17 protein-coding genes and 1 pseudogene are annotated in these 17,160 nt (G+C 71.3%); 7 read left to right on the top strand and 11 right to left on the bottom strand.

Going from position 1 to position 17,160, the window contains the following annotated elements:
- Nucleotides 1-77: 77 nt before the first annotated feature.
- From B0675_RS23090 to B0675_RS23065, 6 genes and pseudogenes are all read right to left on the bottom strand, one after another.
- Nucleotides 78-908, bottom strand: a pseudogene (locus tag B0675_RS23090) (alkaline phosphatase family protein); the annotation flags it as partial.
- A gap of 53 nt (nucleotides 909-961) precedes the next feature.
- Entirely contained in the window at nucleotides 962-2,017 is a 1,056-nt protein-coding gene (locus B0675_RS23085; RefSeq protein ID WP_241539841.1) for a hydroxyacid dehydrogenase, read from the bottom strand.
- A gap of 2 nt (nucleotides 2,018-2,019) precedes the next feature.
- Nucleotides 2,020-2,946 carry a carbohydrate ABC transporter permease gene (locus B0675_RS23080; protein WP_081220717.1) on the bottom strand — a complete coding sequence of 309 codons (927 nt, stop codon included), beginning with the start codon at nucleotides 2,944-2,946 and terminating at the stop codon, nucleotides 2,020-2,022.
- On the bottom strand, nucleotides 2,943-3,905 hold the full coding sequence (locus B0675_RS23075) for a sugar ABC transporter permease (protein WP_179165348.1): 963 nt from the start codon (nucleotides 3,903-3,905) through the stop codon (nucleotides 2,943-2,945). Before B0675_RS23075 ends, B0675_RS23080 begins: the two co-directional genes overlap by 4 nt.
- Nucleotides 3,906-4,005: 100 nt before the next feature.
- The gene (locus tag B0675_RS23070; protein ID WP_081220716.1) at nucleotides 4,006-5,310 is read right to left on the bottom strand and encodes a sugar ABC transporter substrate-binding protein; all 1,305 of its coding nucleotides are present in this window, start codon (nucleotides 5,308-5,310) and stop codon (nucleotides 4,006-4,008) included.
- Nucleotides 5,311-5,425: 115 nt separating this feature from the next.
- A complete protein-coding gene (locus B0675_RS23065; RefSeq protein WP_081220715.1) occupies nucleotides 5,426-6,517 on the bottom strand; it encodes a substrate-binding domain-containing protein in 1,092 nt (363 codons plus the stop codon).
- A 290-nt stretch (nucleotides 6,518-6,807) separates the two neighbouring features.
- Between B0675_RS23065 and B0675_RS23060 the strand changes: the two genes are divergently transcribed.
- The 4 genes from B0675_RS23060 (at nucleotide 6,808) to B0675_RS23045 (ending at nucleotide 9,395) form a co-directional block, all read left to right on the top strand.
- Nucleotides 6,808-7,488 (top strand): DUF6445 family protein, encoded by a 681-nt coding sequence (locus B0675_RS23060; protein WP_081220714.1) that lies wholly within the window; start codon nucleotides 6,808-6,810, stop codon nucleotides 7,486-7,488.
- Nucleotides 7,489-7,685: 197 nt separating this feature from the next.
- Nucleotides 7,686-8,045 carry a luciferase family protein gene (locus tag B0675_RS23055; protein WP_081220713.1) on the top strand — a complete coding sequence of 120 codons (360 nt, stop codon included), beginning with the start codon at nucleotides 7,686-7,688 and terminating at the stop codon, nucleotides 8,043-8,045.
- A gap of 133 nt (nucleotides 8,046-8,178) precedes the next feature.
- Entirely contained in the window at nucleotides 8,179-8,850 is a 672-nt protein-coding gene (locus B0675_RS23050; RefSeq protein ID WP_081220712.1) for a TetR family transcriptional regulator, read from the top strand.
- 179 nt (nucleotides 8,851-9,029) lie between these two features.
- Entirely contained in the window at nucleotides 9,030-9,395 is a 366-nt protein-coding gene (locus tag B0675_RS23045; RefSeq protein WP_241539974.1) for a hypothetical protein, read from the top strand.
- A 67-nt stretch (nucleotides 9,396-9,462) separates the two neighbouring features.
- On the opposite strand, the gene B0675_RS23040 is transcribed toward B0675_RS23045, so the two are convergent.
- Both B0675_RS23040 and B0675_RS23035 read right to left on the bottom strand, forming a co-directional pair.
- Nucleotides 9,463-9,849, bottom strand: a complete 387-nt coding sequence (locus tag B0675_RS23040) for a PPOX class F420-dependent oxidoreductase (protein WP_081220710.1) — start codon at nucleotides 9,847-9,849, stop codon at nucleotides 9,463-9,465.
- A gap of 53 nt (nucleotides 9,850-9,902) precedes the next feature.
- Nucleotides 9,903-10,544 (bottom strand): HAD family acid phosphatase, encoded by a 642-nt coding sequence (locus B0675_RS23035; protein ID WP_081220709.1) that lies wholly within the window; start codon nucleotides 10,542-10,544, stop codon nucleotides 9,903-9,905.
- A 259-nt stretch (nucleotides 10,545-10,803) separates the two neighbouring features.
- Between B0675_RS23035 and B0675_RS23030 the strand changes: the two genes are divergently transcribed.
- Together B0675_RS23030 and B0675_RS23025 are read left to right on the top strand one after the other, a co-directional pair.
- Entirely contained in the window at nucleotides 10,804-12,156 is a 1,353-nt protein-coding gene (locus B0675_RS23030; RefSeq protein WP_081220708.1) for an NAD(P)/FAD-dependent oxidoreductase, read from the top strand.
- 153 nt (nucleotides 12,157-12,309) lie between these two features.
- Nucleotides 12,310-13,704, top strand: a complete 1,395-nt coding sequence (locus B0675_RS23025; RefSeq protein WP_081220707.1) for a S1 family peptidase — start codon at nucleotides 12,310-12,312, stop codon at nucleotides 13,702-13,704.
- A 1-nt stretch (nucleotide 13,705) separates the two neighbouring features.
- Here the strand turns inward: B0675_RS23025 and B0675_RS23020 are convergent, their stop codons facing one another.
- A complete protein-coding gene (locus B0675_RS23020) occupies nucleotides 13,706-13,894 on the bottom strand; it encodes a hypothetical protein (protein ID WP_081220706.1) in 189 nt (62 codons plus the stop codon).
- Between the two features lie 71 nt (nucleotides 13,895-13,965).
- Nucleotides 13,966-14,661: a L,D-transpeptidase family protein gene (locus tag B0675_RS23015; protein WP_081220705.1), complete on the bottom strand. Its 696-nt coding sequence runs from the start codon at nucleotides 14,659-14,661 to the stop codon at nucleotides 13,966-13,968.
- 191 nt (nucleotides 14,662-14,852) lie between these two features.
- Between B0675_RS23015 and B0675_RS23010 the strand changes: the two genes are divergently transcribed.
- A complete protein-coding gene (locus tag B0675_RS23010; protein WP_081220704.1) occupies nucleotides 14,853-16,250 on the top strand; it encodes a pyridoxal-dependent decarboxylase in 1,398 nt (465 codons plus the stop codon).
- Nucleotides 16,251-16,256: 6 nt separating this feature from the next.
- On the opposite strand, the gene B0675_RS23005 is transcribed toward B0675_RS23010, so the two are convergent.
- The gene (locus B0675_RS23005; RefSeq protein ID WP_081220703.1) at nucleotides 16,257-17,066 is read right to left on the bottom strand and encodes an SDR family NAD(P)-dependent oxidoreductase; all 810 of its coding nucleotides are present in this window, start codon (nucleotides 17,064-17,066) and stop codon (nucleotides 16,257-16,259) included.
- Between the last annotated feature and the right edge of the window lie 94 nt (nucleotides 17,067-17,160).

Here is a 17,160-nt window from a genome sequence, read left to right as displayed (position 1 = left end):
GAGGGCCGCGCGTCCAGGACTCCGGACGTCCCCTCCGACACCCGGAGCCCCGACGTCCCGACGGGCGTGAACGGCCGGCCGTCGAGCGTCCAGTGCCGGTCGGCTTCGCGGCCCAGCGAGGCGAACACCTGGGCGGCGACGTCGACATGGCGCACGACCGCGGGCGCCGCGCCGATCTCCGGGCCGGCGGCGATCACCCACGCGGTGCGTTCCTGCGCCGAACGGCCGCCGTGGCCACCGGCGTCGGCATGCCCGTGGTCGGTCACGACGAGGACCGTCCAGTGTTCCCGGTCGTACGTGGGCCTGCCGCGCACCGCGTCGAACAGCCGGCCGACCCGCGCGTCCGCCCGCCGCACCGACTCCTCGTACGCCTCACCGCAGCCCAGGTGGTGGGCCGTCTCGTCGGGTGCGCCCAGGTAGACGAAGGACGCGTCGATGTCGTCGCCCGCGTCGGCGAGGACGCGCGCCGCCTCTCCGGTGATCTGTTCGTCGCAGCGGTCCCAGGCCTCGGGGGTGTCCTCGGTCGGGGCGACGTGGACGCTCCTGGAGGGGGCGCGGAAGAGCGGGCCGCCGTCGCCCACCTGGAGGAGCGGCTGCCAGCCGGCCGCGACGAACGTGCGGCGGCCGTACTGCCGCGCCAGGCGGGTCGCGAAGTCCGGGAAGACGTCGAGCCGGTGGCCTGAGAAGTCATTGCTCCACACCCCGTGCTTGTCGACGCCGACGCCGGTGACGACGGTCGCCCAGCAGGGGCCGGACATGGTGGGGGTGCGGTCGTCGACCTCGACGGGCGCGAGGAAACCCTCGGCGGCGAGGGCGTCCAGGTGGGGCGTGGGCAGCCGGCGCAGCGTGTCCAGGCGGACGCCGTCGATGCCGACGACGAGGACACGGCGGTCAGCGGGGGCGGGCATGGAGCTCCCTTCGGGGGTGGTCGGGGGCGGGACGCGGATGCGGCCGTCGCCGTTCAGGCCGAGCGGGTCAGCTCGTCGGGGCCCACCCCGTACGCGAACGGCAGCCCGTGGGCGTAGCGCTGCACCTCGTCGACGGCCCAGTCGGTCATGCGGCCCAGCTCGTTGCCGAGGGAACCCGCGATGTGCGGGGTGAGCAGCACGTTGGGCAGCGTGTAGAGCGGGGACGAGGCGGGCAGCACCTCGGGTTCCGTCACGTCGAGGACGGCGTGCAGGCGTCCGGTGACGAGACACTCGGTGAGCGCCTCGGTGTCGACGAGCGAGCCGCGCGCGGTGTTGACGAGGGTCGCGCCGTCCCGCATCAGGCCGAGCCGTCTGGCGTCGAACATGTGCCGGGTCTCGGGGAGTTGGGGTGCGTGGATGCTCACCACGTGGCTGCGCCGGACCAGGTCGTCCAGCTCGACGGGCTCGACTCCGAGGGCCCTGGCGTCGGCCGGATCCACGTAGGGGTCGTGCAGCAGCACGTTCAGGTCGAAGGGGCGCAGCAGGTCGATGACGCGCCGGCCGACGCGGGAGGCGCCGACGATGCCGACGGTGCGGCGGTGGTTGCCGTAGCCGCTGAAGTACGGGAGCAGCGCGGGCTGTTCGCGGGAGACGGCGTAGTCGTGGGCGATGTCGAGGACGCGTTTGTTCGCGAACAGGATGGCGGCCAGCGTGAACTCGGCGACCGGCACCGCGTTCGCGTCGGCGGCGGAGGACACGGTGATGCCCTGCTTCCAGACCGACGCGGTGACGTGGTGCTTGACGGAGCCGGCAGCGTGGACGACGGCCCGCAGCCGCGGCATGCGGGCGAGCGCGTCGTCGGTCAGCAGCGGCGCGCCCCAGTGGGTGAACAGGACCTCCAAGGCGGCCAGTTCGGCGGGGTCCACGGCTGCGAAGTCGGTGATGGGAGCGGTCGCGTCGAGGGTGGCGATCCGGGCCAGACGGTCCAGGGCGCCCTCGGCGACGAGCGAGCGGTGGATCTCGGATCCCATCGCGAGGGCGGTCCGCGGGCTGCGGGCCGCGGCCGGCAGGTCCGAGCCGTTCGGGAGGGTGCCTTCCTGTGCGAGCATGGTCACTTCACCGCGCCCGCGGTCAGGCCCGAGCGCCAGAAGCGCTGGAGGCAGACGAAGGCGACGATCAGCGGGACGACGGCGACGAGCGATCCGGTGATCACCAGCGAGTAGTACTCGGGCTGTTGCTGCGTGACGCTGTTCCACATGAACAGGCCGAGGTTGACGGGGTAGAGCTTCTCGTCGTTCAGCATGACGAGGGCGCCGAAGAAGTTGTTCCAGCTCGCGGTGAACGAGAACAGGAAGATCGTCATGAAGGCGGGGGCGAGCATCGGCAGCGCGATCCCGGCGAAGGCGCGGACCTCTCCCGCGCCGTCGACACGAGCGGCCTCCAGGACCTCGTTCGGGACGTACCCCTCGGAGAAGACGCGGGCCAGATAGACGCCGAAGGGGTTCACCAGCGCGGGGAGCAGCAGGGCCCAGTACGTGTTGACGACGCCGACCTTCGTGGCGAGCAGGTACATCGGGAGCTGGATCACGGTGGTGGGGACGAGGACGCCGGCGAGGACCGCCGCGAACAGCTTCTCCTTGCCCTTGAAGTCGTACTTGTCGAAGGCGTAGCCGGTGGCGACGGACAGGAACGTGGAGGCCGCCGAGCCGATGACCGAGTACAGGACGCTGTTGCCGAACCAGCGCAGATAGATGCCGTCGTTGAAGGTGAAGACGTGATGCAGGTTGGTGAACAGGTTGAAGTCGCCGAGGGCGAAGCCGGAGGTGCCGAAGAGGTCCCGGGGGTTCTTCGTGGCCGCCAGCAGGAGCCAACTCACCGGCATCAGGGTGTAGAAGGCCGCGACGATCAGCAGGCCGTTGACCACGCCCCTGGAGAGCAGCGCGCCGGGTGAGGTGCGGCGCCGGCGTTCGGGGGCGGCCGCGGGCTCCGGGTCGGTCCGGGGCCGGGCCGGGCTCGTGGTGTGCGTGAGGGTGCTCATGAGGCGGCCTTCCACCGGTTGCCGAGCCGGGTGACGATGTAGGAGAGGATCACGCCGAGGAGGGCCAGCAACAGGGACGCGGCGGCGGCGAGTCCGTAGTCGTGCTGCACGAAACCGGCCTTCCAGATGAACAGGGTCGGTGACCACTCGGTGTCGACGGAGGGCGCTCCGCGCTGGTTGAGCAGCTTGGGCTCGGTGAAGATCTGGATGGCACCGACGCAGGTGAACAGGACGGTCATGACGACCGCGGAGGCGATCAGCGGGACCTTGATCTGCAGGGCGGTGCGGATGGCGCCCGCGCCGTCCACGACGGCCGCCTCGATCGTCTCGCGCGGTACGGCCTGCAGCGCGGCGTAGAAGATGACCGTGTTGTAGCCGAGCCACTGCCAGGCGCACAGGTTGACCATGGAGGAGAGCACATGGTCGTTGCTGTAGAAGTCCCACGACCCGCCGAGGGCGCCGATCCCGTCGAGCACGGGGCTGAGTCCCGGGGTGTACAGGTAGATCCAGATGATCGAGGCGATCAGTCCGGGGATCGCGTGCGGCAGGAACAGGGCGAGCTGGAAGAACCGTTTGGCGCGGGCCATCGCGGAGTCGACCAGCAGCGCGAGGACGAGTGAGCTGCCGATCATCACCGGGATGTACAGGGCGCAGTAGAGCGCGATGTGCGCGAAGGAGGCGCGGAACCCGGTGTCGGACAGGGCCTTGGTGTAGTTGCCGAGCCCGGAGAAGACGCGTTCGGTGCCTCCGAAGCCGAGTCCCGAGGAGCGTTCCTGGAAGAGGCTCATCCACACGGCGTAGCCGATGGGTGCCGCCATGACCGCGGCGAACAGGACGAAGAACGGGGTGACGAAGAGGGCCGCCGCCCGGCGCCGGCCGCGCCGGAGCTTCGAGGGGCCCGGGGGGTTCGCCGGGGAGGTGTGCCGGGCCTTCACGGCCGGGGCGAGAGGTGCTGCCACGGTGGGGCTCCTTGGCGGGCTGGACGCTTCGGGGGTACGGGAGGGCGGGCGGTGACCGGGTCCGGCCGGGACGCGGGAGCGAACGACCGGACCCGTCGGGTCACTTGGCGAGCTTCAGGCCGCGCTCGGTGATCCCCGCCTCGGCCTTCTTCTGGCCCGCCTCGATGCCGCCGGCGAAACCGGACTTGGCCGTGGCGTCCTGGACGGCGGTGTAGACGTCGAGCTGGTTCGGTCCCCAGGTCCAGCCGGGGACGATCGCGTCGACCTGCTCGGAGGCGAGCTTGTAGAGGTCCTGGCCGTTCAGGTAGGCGGTGTCGAACTTGGCCGCGGCCACCGCGCGCATCGCGGGGTCGGCCGGCACGGCGCTGCTGGGGGACTCCAGGTCGGCGAGCCGGGCCTCGACGCCGGCCTTGTCCGTGGTGAGCCACTTGATGAACTCGGCTGCCTGCTCGGGGTGTTCACTGCCCTTGAGGACGCCGTAGGAGGTGCCGCCGTAGTTGCCGGTGGCGGGGGTGCCCCAGTTCGGCAGGGGGGCGGCGGCCCACTTGCCGGAGAGGTCCGGCATGGCCGTCTTCAGACCTCCGGCCGACCAGGAGGCACCGAGGAAGGAGAGCGTCCTCCCGGCCGTACGGGCCTTCGTCTCCTCGGGGCTGTACGCGGTGTACGACTGGACGAGGCCGTCCTGGAGGAGGCCGTCCCAGTACGCCGCGACCTTCTTGCTGGGCGCGTCGTTCACGGCGGGCTTCCAGGCGTCGCCCTCGGTGGTGAACCACTTGCCGCCGGCCTGCCAGGCGAGGGCCGCGAGGAGCGCGGAGTCGGACTTGGGCATGGAGGCGAGCCGGACGTTCTTGTCCTGCTTCTTCACCTTGGCCGCCGCGGTCTTGAAGTCGGCCCAGGTCTTGGGGACGTCGATGCCGTACTTCTTGAACAGGTCGCTCCGGTAGTAGTAGAGCTGCGGCGCGACGTCGTAGGGGACGGTCCAGGTTCTGCCGCCGAAGGTGACCAGGCTCTGCACCGCGTCGGGGAACTTCGACTTGACCGTTTCACCGGCGTACTTGGTCAGATCGATCAGGTTTCCCTGGCTCGCGAACTCCGGGACCATCTGGTACTCGATGGTCGCCACGTCGGGCGCGTTGCCGCCCTTCACCGCGTTGGACATCTTGCTGTATCCCTCGGTGCCGCTCGGGATCTCGGTCAGCTTGACCTGGATGTCCTTGTGCGTCCTGTTGAACGCCTCGACGGTCGACTTGGCCCCGAGCGTCCAGGTCCAGTAGGTCAGGGTGACCGGCTTGCCGTCCGACGCGGCGGTGGAACCGCCGTCGCCGCCGCACGCGGTGGCGATCAGGCCGAGGGCGGCGACGGTGGCGGTGGCGGCTATACGGAACGAACGTGAAGTGCGCGACATTGCACGGCTCCTACGAGACCTCGTACGGGAAGAGGCGGATGCAGGACATCATTTGTGCGCACACGATCAGAGTCAAGAGCGTTCGACCAAGACAATCAAAACGATCGCCGAACGATCAGCTCTCGGTCGGCGTGCCGCCGCAGGACGAGCGGACCCTCAACTCGGGGAGAAGTTCGAGGTGTTGCCGGGGCGTCGGGCGCTGACCGCCCGTGCGTTCGGCGAGCCGCTGGAGCAGCAGCCCGGCGGCCAGCTCCCCCACGGACCGCTTCGGCGGCGCGACGGCCGTGAGCGGGACGTCCGCGAGACCGGCGACCTCGTCGTCGTAGGCGATCAGCGCGAGGTCCCCGGGCACGGCGATGCCGCGGGCCTGGAGCTTGGGCACCAGCACGATGGCGTCCTCGTCGCTGTGCACGAGCGCCGCGGTGACGCCTCGCCGCTCCACCGCCTCCACGAGGTAGTCGATGCTCGCCTCGTAGTCCCCGTGTTCACGGACCGACGGCGCCCCCGCGTCGACATCGAGACCCAGGGAGGTCACGGCGGCCAGGAAACCGGAGGAGATCTGCGCCGCGTGCGGGCCCTCCTGGAGCACCGCGGTGATCCGCCGGTGCCCCAGGGACGCGAAGTGCCCCACCGCCACGGCGGCGCCGTGCGCCCGGTCGGTGCGGACCCGGTCCAGACCGGCCGCGGGGTTCCCGGCGGGCGCGGACCGCTCGACCAGGACGGCCGGCACCGGGCAGTCCAGGAGCCACTTCTCCTGCCCGTCCACAGGGACGCCGCCGAACCAGCTGGGCGCGACGAGGAGCCCCTCCGCACCACCCGCCACCAGGTGTTCCGCCTGCACGGCGTCCTCGGAGTCGACGTACCCGGTCATGCCGAGGACGAGCCGGCCGCCCTGGGCCCCGACGGCCTCGCGGGCCCCGCGGACGATGTCGGCGAAGATGTAGTTGGTGGTCGGCACGATCATTCCGATCACCGTGCCCTCGGCGGACACCGGACGCGGCCGCTCCTCCGCCGCGGTGTCCCCCGGCCACACCACCGCCCCGTGCAGCCGCTGCACCCGGCCCTGCGCCGCCAGGGTCTCCACGTCGCGCCGCAAGGTCACGGCGGAGACGCCGAGTTCGTTCGCGAGGTCGGCGACCCGGAGACTGCCGCGCTCCCGGACGAGTGCGAGCACCCGCTCATGACGCTGGTCGACGTGCAGTCGCATGGCTCCCCCTGGGGCAAGGCCGGACGGACGATCTACGGGCGAACGCGGAGCGTGATCCCGTGAGGTCACTGTACGCCCACCATCGTATCGATCGCTTTCGCTCAATACGATCGATCACTGCCCGCGCACCCCTCCGCGGGCGGACGCGGACGCCTGCCGCCCACCGCTGGGCGACGCAGCGCGGCACGGTCGCGCGGGGACGGCCGAGTTGACGGAAGGTTGACCAACCCCACGGAAGGTTGACCAATTCCCTGGAGATCGCTGACGCATGCATCAATATCGTCGGCCGCATGCCCCCACAACCTCCGAGAACACCCGCGCTCCCGGTCCTCCCCTACCGGAAACCCACGCGCGACAGGGACTACTGGGTCTTCGACGACGTCCTGCCCGACCCCGACGCCGTTCGGGCCCGGTGCGTCGCCAAGGACGACTGGGTCAAGGGCCATCCCTACACGTCGGAGAGCTGGCCCGGGCTGCGCACCATGCCCGGTCTGGAGCCGGCCGAACTGGGGCGCGTGGAACGGCTCGTGAAGAAGGCGACCGGCGCCCGTGAGCTGTGGCAGCAGGCGACACCCTCCGGTGCCACCCTCAACCACAACTGCGTCCAGGTCGTCGGCAAGGACGAGGGGGAGCCGCGCCCGCACACCGACTCCCGCGCCCTGTGCCGGTACGCCGCCGTGCTCTATCTGAACCCGAACGTCCCCAAGGACTGCGGGACGAGCTTCTTCCGGCAGAACCTGCCCGGCGGACGGCTGGGCGGCAACGTCGTCGCGGCGCCGCACAACAACCTGGTCGAGGCGCTCGGGACCCGGTTCGTCGCTCCGGACTCCTTCGTCGAGGACATACGGGTGCCGCACCGCTACAACCGGCTGCTCCTCTACAACGCCAACCTGATGCACACCGCCACCGACTACTGCGGGACCACCATGGAGGACAAGCGGATGACCGCCGTCTTCTTCTGGATGGCGTGAACGCGGGGCGCTCCCCGGCAGAGCGGCCCGGACCGGACGGTCCGGGCCGTCGTCCGCCCCCCGGGGCCGCCCGGAACGGACAGCGGACGGGACAGGGACTCAAGCAGCCGGTGCAGACGGGACATTTCCGCGCTACGACTGGGTTACGTCGTGCTCAAGTTCTGGTGGCCGAGCGGTGATCTGGTCATGATGGGCATATGACCTTGGCCTCCAGAGCCATGACGCGACTGGCCGTATGGCCCGACCTCGCGGAGACCCGGCCCAGCTGCGGCACGGGACGGGCGCTGGGCGCGGCCCGCTGCGAGATCCTCCACTTCCACTCCGACCAGGACGTGGACCTGCACCTCACCGACCGGGCGATCCGCCGGTACGAGGACCACCTCAAGGACACGACCGCCGTCCGCATGGTGCCCGGCTCCCGCTGGGTGACCATCCACCTGGAGGTCGACTCCGACATCGACCTGCTGCTCACCCTCGTGAGCGTCGCCCTGCAGGCCCACATGAACGGCCACCTCACGGGCGACGACACCCTGTCGACCGCCTGCAACGACCGCTGACATCCCGGGGGCACTCAGTTCCCTCCGTGATGGGTACCGAGTGCCACGGTGTCCGGTTCGGTGCTAGTTTCCGACCATGAACGACGCACCTGGGCCCGCCGTTTGCGCCGACCCGTCCGCCGTCCGCCCCCCGATGCGGGACGCCTTGGTCGGGGCCGCCTTCCAGCTCTTCCTGGAGCGGGGCTACGAGGGGACCACCGTCGACGACATCGTGGCGCTCGCCGGCGTCGGACGCCGGTCGTTCTTCCGCTACTTCCCCTCCAAGGAGGACGTGGTCTTCCCCGACCACGAACGCTGCCTGGCCGACATGAAGGCGTTCCTGGACGAGGGTGAGGACACCGCCGACGACCCGGTGCGGCGGGTCTGCGACGCCGCGCGGCTCGTGCTGCGCATGTACGCGGAGAACCCGACGTTCTCCGTCCAGCGCTACCGCCTCACCAAGGAGGTGCCGGGGCTGCGCGCCTACGAACTGTCGGTCGTCTGGCGCTACGAGCGCGCCCTCGCCGAGTACCTCCGCGGCCGCTCCGCGGGGCGGCCCGGCGGCACACTGCACGCCGACGTGGTCGCGGCCGCCGTGGTCGCCGCGCACAACAACGGGCTGCGGTCGTGGCTGCGTTCGGACGGCAAGGGCGACGCCGAGGCCGCCGTCGACCAGTCGCTCGGGTACGTGCAGGAGACGTTCGGCGGCTCGCCGGGAGCAGCCGTCGCCGAGGCGCCGGAGGACGTGGTCGTGGTGGTCTCCCGGCGCGGGGCACCGATGTGGCGCGTGGTGCAGGAGATCGAGTCGGCGTTCGGGCGGGACTGACCCTCTCCGTATCCTCACATCCTGAGGGTACGGAGTGCCTTTACGGGTGACACTCAGTGCCATACGCTGTCGGTGTGCACGGTGAGCCGCGCACCTCAGATTCCGGCCGAGCGCAGGGAGTTGACCTCGTGTACCACCCAGGAAGCGCCCTCCCCCCGGGCCTCGGCCACGCGACCGACGTGCTGGACGTCGCCGCCGACGAACACCCCGGAGACCGTCTCCTCTTCCAGCGGTGCCGCTGGTGCGCCACCGCCATGTACAGCCGCCTGATCTGCCCCGTGTGCGCGGGCAGTGAGCTGCGGACGGAGGCGAGCGCGGGCATGGGCATCGTGCGGCACTCCACCGTGATCTACCGCAACACCCCGGCGGCGCGCAACGTGTCCCTCATCGAGATGACGGAGGGGTTCACCGTCCGCGGCCGCGTGATGGGTTCGCCCGCGACGATCCACAGCGGTGACCGGGTCCAGCTCTCCACCGCCCAGGACCCGGTGCGCCGTCAGCCGGTCTTCCAGCTCGTCGACGGCCCGTTCAGCGCCTGGAGCTGAGCCGGGCGGCGACCCGCTCGCACGCCGAGGGGGACCCCGGACCGGGGTCCCCCTCGGCGTGCGCGGTTCACGAGGTGGGCGTGATCCGGAGGCCGACCGTTCCGCTCTCGCCGCGGCGCAGGCGGCTGCCGAACAGGGTCAGCCGGCCCATCAGTCCGTACTTGCGGGCGATGAGCTTCCGGTAGCGGGCGGTGTCCTCCGCGCCGACGATCTCCGCCGTGGCGGGGACCGGCTCTCCGGTGGGCCTGCCGCGGACATCGCAGGGGCCGACCAGTACGTCGGCTCGGTTGCGGATCCGCTTCACCTTCCAGCTGTCGGTGGTCGTCCACGCGCCGAGCGCGGGCCCGTCCCGCACCACCCAGACCGGCGTGGCGACACCGGTGCCGTTCTTGCGGTAACTGGTGATCAGCAGGTACTTGCCCGAGCCCAGGGTGTCCAGCGAGACCTCGTCCATGGCGGCAGTGTAAGCGCGTACCACCGCCCGGCACCCGGGGGCCCGGTGCCGTCCTAGGACAACTGGCCGTCGTAGTCCGGCAGCTTGAAGGTGCGCTCGGCGTGGCCGCCCACCAGGTCCGTCGTGTTGTTGCCGACGTTGGCGACGATCGTGTAGCCGAGGGACTCGATGTGGGCTCGCTTGCCGGTCTTGTAGGCGCTCACCTCGTCGAAGAGGTCGGGCAGGTCACGGACGTAGAGGCCGTCCACCGGGTAGCCGACGCTCCGCAGGTTCCATTTCGTCTCCGAGGCGATGATGCCGGGGCGCGCGGTGACGAAGAAGACGGCGACACCGCGGGCGTGCGCGTACCGGGCGAGCTCCAGGGACGCCTTCACCGCGGGGGTGGGGAGCTGGTACCAGGGGTGGAAGTCGGTCTCCAGCGTGGTGTTGTCGATGTCGAAGACGAGCGCCAGCTTCCGGCCGCCGGCGTTCGCCGTGCGCTGGGCGATGTACGGCGTCGCCTGGTCGACGACCCCCTGGACGTCACGCTGCCAGGTGGCGTAGTCGACGTCGGCCGTCGCCGCCGTGCTCACGACCGCGCTCACCGGCGCCGGTGCCGCCGCGGCGGACCCCGCCGCCGTGACCGTCCCTCCGATGCCCAGCGCCACGACCGCCGACACCGCGCCCAGCCGGCGTCCCACACCGCGTCCCGTCATGCCAGTCCCCTTTTCACGTCTCATGACTCACGTCTCAGGTCTGTCTGTGGAGTGCGCGCACAGCGCTGCGGCGACGGTGTCCGCCCGTCGCCGCGGCTGACATGATCCTGGCAGCGCGTGTACGGAGAGGGAAGAGACAGTTACTGATCGGTAGAGAAACGTGGGGGCGGCCCGGTGGTCCCCGGTGCGGTGGCAGACGTCCGCGTCCCGTGTGAGCCTGGGCTCGCGGCGGGGCAACAGCGGAGAGAGGGCTGCTCGGATGCACGCACCGAACATCGTCATCGTCGGCGGCGGTTTCGCCGGGGTCGAGGCCGCCCGAGGTCTGGAGCGGACGCTCGCCCAGGGCGAGGCGCGGATCACCCTGGTCAGCCCCACGGACTACCAGCTGTATCTGCCTCTCCTGCCCCATGTCGCGGCCGGAGTCCTGACGCCGCAGTCCGTCGCCCCCTCGCTCCGCCGGATCCTGCGCCGCACCGCTCTGGTGCCGGGCGGGGTGATCGGCGTCGACACGCAGGCGAAGGTGTGCGTCATCCGCAAGATCACCGGAGATCTGGTCGATCTGCCCTACGACTATCTGGTGCTGACTCCGGGCAGCGTGACCCGCACCTTCGACATCCCCGGCCTCGCCGACGAGGCGCGCGGCATGAAGACGCTCTCGCAGGCGGTGTACCTGCGCGACCACGTGATCGCCCAGCTCGACCTGGCGGCGGCCACCACCGACGACACCGAGCAGGCGGCGCGGCTCCAGTTCGTGGTGGTCGGCGGCGGATACGCGGGCACCGAGACGGCGGCCTGTCTGCAGCGGCTGACCACGGCGGCCGCGAAGCGCTATCACCCCCGCATCGACCCCCGTCTCATCAAGTGGCACCTCGTGGACGTGGCGCCGAAGCTGCTGCCGGAACTGGGCGACAAGCTGGGTGCGAGCGCGATGCGGATGCTGAGCGACCGGGGCCTGCACATCTCGCTGGGGACGACCGTCGCCTCCGTCACCCCGGACGAGATCACCCTCACCGACGGACGGGTCCTCCCCTCGCGGACGCTCGTGTGGACGGCCGGCGTGGCGGCGAGCCCGCTGGTGGACTCGCTGGGCGCGGAGACCGTGCGCGGCAGGATCGTCACCGAGCCCGACTTCAGGGTGCCGGGGCTGGACGGGGTGTTCGCTCTCGGCGACGCGGCGGCGGTGCCCGACCTGGCCAAGGGCGACGGCTCCCCGTGTCCGCCCACCGCGCAGCACGCGGCCCGGCAGGGCCGGCACGCGGCCAAGGTCCTGGCGGCGAAGCTGCGCGGGCAGCCCACCCTGCCGTACCGGCACAAGGACCTCGGCCTGGTCGTGGACCTCGGCGGCCACGACGCCGTCTCCAAGCCGCTCGGCATCGGCCTCAAGGGGGTGCCCGCGCAGGTCGTGGCCCGCGGCTACCACCTGTACGCGCTGCCCACCGGGTCGGCCCGGTTCCGTACGAGCGCCAACTGGCTGCTCAACGCCGTCGCGGGCGACGACTTCGTGCGTACCGGCTTCCTCGCGGGCCGCAAGGGCACCCTGCGGGACTTCGAGCGTACGGACGTGTACCTGACGCCGGAGGAAGTGGCCGCCCGGACGCGCGCCCACTCGTAGCGGAGCACCGTGTTCTCGCCTCCGCCCGCGCACCACCTCCCCTTCACGGTGGCGGTGAACGCGCGGGCGGGGGCGCACGTATGAGGGGAGGGCTCTCGACCGGAGCTCCCGGCGGCTGTGACGCCGCCTCCGCTCGGCTTCGGGAGCCCCCGCATGAGGCACGCACGACGACGGATCGTCCGACGGGGGGCGCGGTTCGCGGCTGTCGGCGGCCTGCTCTGCGGAGGCCTGATGGTCACGCACGCGATGGCGAGCGAACCGTCCGACTCGTCGCGTGCCACCGGGAGTTCGGTGCGGTCGGCCGTCACGACGGGGGCGGGGCTGGTGTCCCGGCTGGGCACCGCGCGCACCGCCGGCAGCTGGGTCGCCGACGACGGCCGCCCCGTCGTCGCGGTCACCGACGCGGACGCGGCGGCCGAGGTCAAGCGGGCCGGTGCGCGTCCGAAGGTCGTGCCGCACAGCATGCACGACCTCAAGTCGGCGACGCGGGAGCTGAGTTCGGCGCCGCGGGTGCCCGGAACCGCGTGGGCGGTGGACTACACGAAGAACGAGGTCGTCGTGCAGGCGGACAGCACCGTCTCGGCGTCGGACTGGTCGCGGATGACGAAGCTGGCCGACGGCATCGGGGACGAGGTGCGGATGCGGCGCACCCAGGGCACCTTCACCACGCGGGTGAACGGCGCCTCGGCGATCTTCTCCACGGGAGGGCGTTGCTCGGCGGGCTTCAACGTCACCAACGCGAGCGGTGAGTTCATCCTGACGGCCGGGCACTGCGGTCCGGCCGGTTCCGTGTGGTTCGCCGACAACTCCGCGCGCCGGCAGGTGGGCCGGACCGTCACGACGGCCTTTCCCGGCAGCGACTTCTCCCTCGTGCAGTACGACGCCGGGCAGGCGCCTGCCACGGGGAGCAACATCGTCGCGATCGGCGGTGGCAACGGCGTGCGGATCAACGGCGCCGCCGATCCGGCGGTCGGACAGCGGGTCTTCCGCAGCGGCAGCACCAGCGGTCTGCGCGACGGGAAGGTGACCGCGCTCGGCGCGACGGTCAACTACCCGGAGGGGACGGTGACCGGTCTGATCGAGACCACGGTGTGTGCCGAACCGGGCGACAGCGGCGGCCCGTTGTTCTCCGAGGGCATCGCGCTCGGGGTGACCTCGGGCGGCAACGGCGACTGCACGAGCGGCGGTACGACGTTCTTCCAGCCGGTGACGAAGGCGCTCACGGCGCTGGGAGTGCAGCTCGCCGGTCAGGCGCAGGGTGCCGGCGGTACGGCGGCGACCTCGTCGTCAGCGCCGTCGGCGCAGGCTTCGGCGGCCCCGCAGGGCGCGGCCGGGGCGCCGGGGTCCGCGGCACCCGGCGCGGTGGAGGCGGTGGGTGGCACGGGGACGGCGCAGACGTTCGTGTCACGGATCACGGACCCGCGGAACGTCGGCCCGGGCCTGCTCGTGATCGCGGGAAGCATCATCGCGCTGGTGGCGACACGCTTCGTCCGGTCCGAGCAGGACCGCAAGGCCTATCGGAGGCAGTATTCCCAGAGTTGGGGGTGAGTCAGGCGGCTTGTGTGGCCGAGGGCGAGTCGGCTTGTGCCCACTCGAGCACGAGCCGCTGGTACTCCCGCCGCTCTTCCATGCTCAGTGTCCCGCCCGCCCGGAACCACAGGGCCCTGATCTCCTCGTTGACCTGGTCGGCAGAGCGCCGGGTCTCGGTGTCAGGAGTGGTGGACATGGTGTGAAGCATACGGTCCTTGCCGTGAAGACGATGTGAGTAAAGGTACACCGGACGACATTACGGACCGTGAAGCTCATCACTCAGGTGCCGGGCTTGCGTCCATACACGTAGACGTCGTCGCCGTTCTTCAGCAGCGACCAGTACTTCTTGGCCGTGGTGGACGTCATGTTGACGCAGCCGTGCGAGCCGGGCGGGTTCCACATGCTGACCCCCACGGAGTGGAAGGCCTGGCCGCCGTCGAAGAACTGGCTGTAGGGCATGGCCACGTGGTAGATGCTCGACACGTGGTCGATGTGCCGCCAGTAGATCTTCTTCAGGCCGGTGCGGGTCTCGTAGCCGTTGCGCCCGGTGCGGACCGGGACCGGGCCGTAGACCAGGCGGCTGCCGTCCTGGATCCAGCTGATCTGCAGGGTGAGGTTCACACAGGCGATCCGGCCCTTGTTCACCGGGCACTTGCCGTCCTTGTTGGGCTTGTTGCCCACGGCCTTCTGCTTGTTCATGAGATCCATCACGCCCCACGTGACGGGTCCCGCGTAGCCGATGTTCGGCGTGATGCCGTGCTTGGTCTGGAAGGCCTTGATCGCCTTGCAGTCGGCGCTCGACTGCCGGCCGTCGACCGGACGCCCGAGGAACTTCTCCACCTGCTTCTGGTTCGGGCCGGTGGATGTGGTGCAGCTCGCCGCCTGTGCGGGCGTGGCGCCCAGGGCGAGGGTGAGCGGTGCGACCAGTCCGGTGATCCCGAGCGCGACGGCTCCTCGTCTGCGTATGTCCCCCATGGCGGGCCCTCCGTGTCGTGTCCATCGTGTTGTCTGCCTGCCTAGACAGCTCTTGACGGCATTTCGTTGTGCGGCGACGCGAGCCGGGACCGAACGGTGACATTCCTCTCCGATCGGCGTCGCCCGGCACCGGTCCAGTTCCCGCGGATTGGACCGAGGACCGGACAGGCTGACGCGCCTACGCTGCGCTCATGCATCCCGCTCTCGCCGAGGACCTCGCGCGTTTCCCCGAACTCCTCCAGGCCGCCCGCGACGTCGCCGCCCGTGAGGTGAGCGGTCTGGACGGCCGCCCGGTCGCCCGTCCCGGCGGCGCGCCCCACCCCGAGCCCCTGCCCGTCGAGGGCGAGGGTGCGACGGGTGCCCTCGCCCGGTTCGCGGGCCGGTGGGCACCGGGGTTCTCCGGTTCCGCCGGACCGCGCTACCTCGGCTTCGTCACGGGTGGCGCGACCCCCGCCTCCCTCACGGGGGACTGGCTGACCGGCGTCTTCGACCAGAACGTGTCCGGCACCGCCGGTTCCGTCGCGAGCGCCCTGGAGCACGAGACGCTCGGGTGGCTGCGCGAGATGTTCGGGCTGGGCGAGGAGCACCGCGGGGCGTTCGTGAGCGGGGCGACGGTCTCCAACACGGTGGGGCTGGCCGTCGCGCGGGAGTGGCTCGGCGAGCGCCGGGGGGTGTCCGTCGAGCGTGAGGGCGCGGCGGCGCTGGGCGCCGTGACCGTGCTGTCGGGCAGTCCGCACTCCAGCGTCTCCAAGGCGCTGTCCGTGCTCGGCCTCGGACGGGACAGCCTGCGTCCGGTGCCGCTGCTGCCCGGCAACCGTGAGGCCGTGGACGTCGCGGCGCTGGACGCCGCGCTCGGCGCGGTCGACGGACCGGCCGTGGTCGTGGCGAACGCGGGAACGGTGAACACCGTCGACTTCGACGATCTGCGGGCGATCGCCGCGCTCCGGGAGCGTCACGACTTCTGGCTGCACGTCGACGCCGCGTTCGGCGGCTTCGCCGCCCTGTCCCCCGCGTACGCCCCGCTGGTCGCGGGCCTGGACGCGGCCGACTCCGTCTGCGTCGACCTGCACAAGTGGCTGAACGTCCCCTATGACGCGGCCGTGCAGTTCACCCGCCGCCAGGATCTCCAGGTGCGGGTCTTCCACAACGCCTCGCCGTACCTCGGACTCCCCACCGGCGAACCGGACTTCCTGCACCTGACGCCGGAGAACTCCCGTCGGCTGCGGGCGCTCCCGGCCTGGTTCTCCCTGGCGGCGTACGGCAGGTCGGGGCATCGCGAGATCGTCGAGCGGAACGTGGCGCTCGCCCGGCGTCTCGGTGAACGGATCGCCGGCGTGCCGGGACTGCGCCTTCTCGCGCCGGTCCGCCTGAACGTCGTCTGCTTCACACTCACCGACGATCCGAGTGAGCGGCGGGTGCGCGCGCTGGCCGCCGCGATCGCGGAGTCGGGCGAGGCGTTCGTGACCCCGACGTTCTACGCGGGGACGCACGGGCTGCGGGCGGCCTTCAGCAACTGGCGTACGACGGAGGAGGACACGGACCGGGTGTTCGAGGCACTCGTGCGCGTCGGCGCGGATGCGCGCCCCTGAGACGGCTCAGCCTTCCTCGTCGTCCTCCCCGGCGCGCCCGAGAGCCTGCCGGAAGCCGGTGTTGACGGCCAGCACCCCGCCGTCGACGCGCAGGGTCGTGCCGGTGATCCAGGCGGCGTCGGCGGAGGCGAGGAAGGCGACGGCGGCGGCGATGTCCTCCGGTTCGCCGACCCTGCCCAGCGGATACAGCTCGGACGCGACGGCGAGATCGTCCTCCCGCCCCTCCCAGGCCGTCGTGCGGACGGTGCCCGGCGCCACCAGGTTGACGCGGACGCCCCGCCGGCCCGCGTGCCCGGCCAGCGTGCGGGTGAGCGACATCAGTCCCGCCTTGGCGGCGCTGTAGGCGTGGTTGCCGAAGTCCTGGATGCCGTTGACGGAGCCGATGGTGACGATGGCTCCGCGGCCGGAGGCCACCAGGTACGGGAGGGCCGCGCGGGAGCAGCGGAAGGCGCCGCTCAGTGTGATGTCGAGGTCCCTGGCCCAGTCCTCGTCGCCCTCGTCCTCGAAGAGCGGGGTGTCCGGGGTGCAGCGGTAGGCGTTGTTGACCAGCACGTCCAGGGAGCCGAAGGTGTCCACCGCGTACACCATCGCGGCCTCCACCTGGGACCGGTCGCCCACGTCACAGGTGAACGCCTCGGCGCGCCCGCCGAGTTCACGCAGCGCGGCGGCCGTCCTCTCGGCCGCCGCCAGGTCGACGTCGGTGACCAGGACCCGGGCGCCTTCCTCGACGAAGCGGCGGGCGGTCGCCGCGCCGATGCCCCGGGCCGCGCCCGTGATCAGAACCCCGTGTCCCTCGAATCGCCTCATCGCAGTCATGGCAGGGAACGTACTGCCATGATCGGCGCCGCGAACAGACGTCGTACGCCCGCGATCTCGTCCGGACCCGCGGACCTCCGGACCGCGGATGCGG

This window comes from Streptomyces sp. M41(2017) (genome assembly GCF_002078175.1).
Classification (GTDB): domain Bacteria; phylum Actinomycetota; class Actinomycetes; order Streptomycetales; family Streptomycetaceae; genus Streptomyces.
The sequence above is the reverse complement of the archived record's forward strand: the minus strand, read 5'-3'. Positions and strand labels throughout refer to the sequence as shown.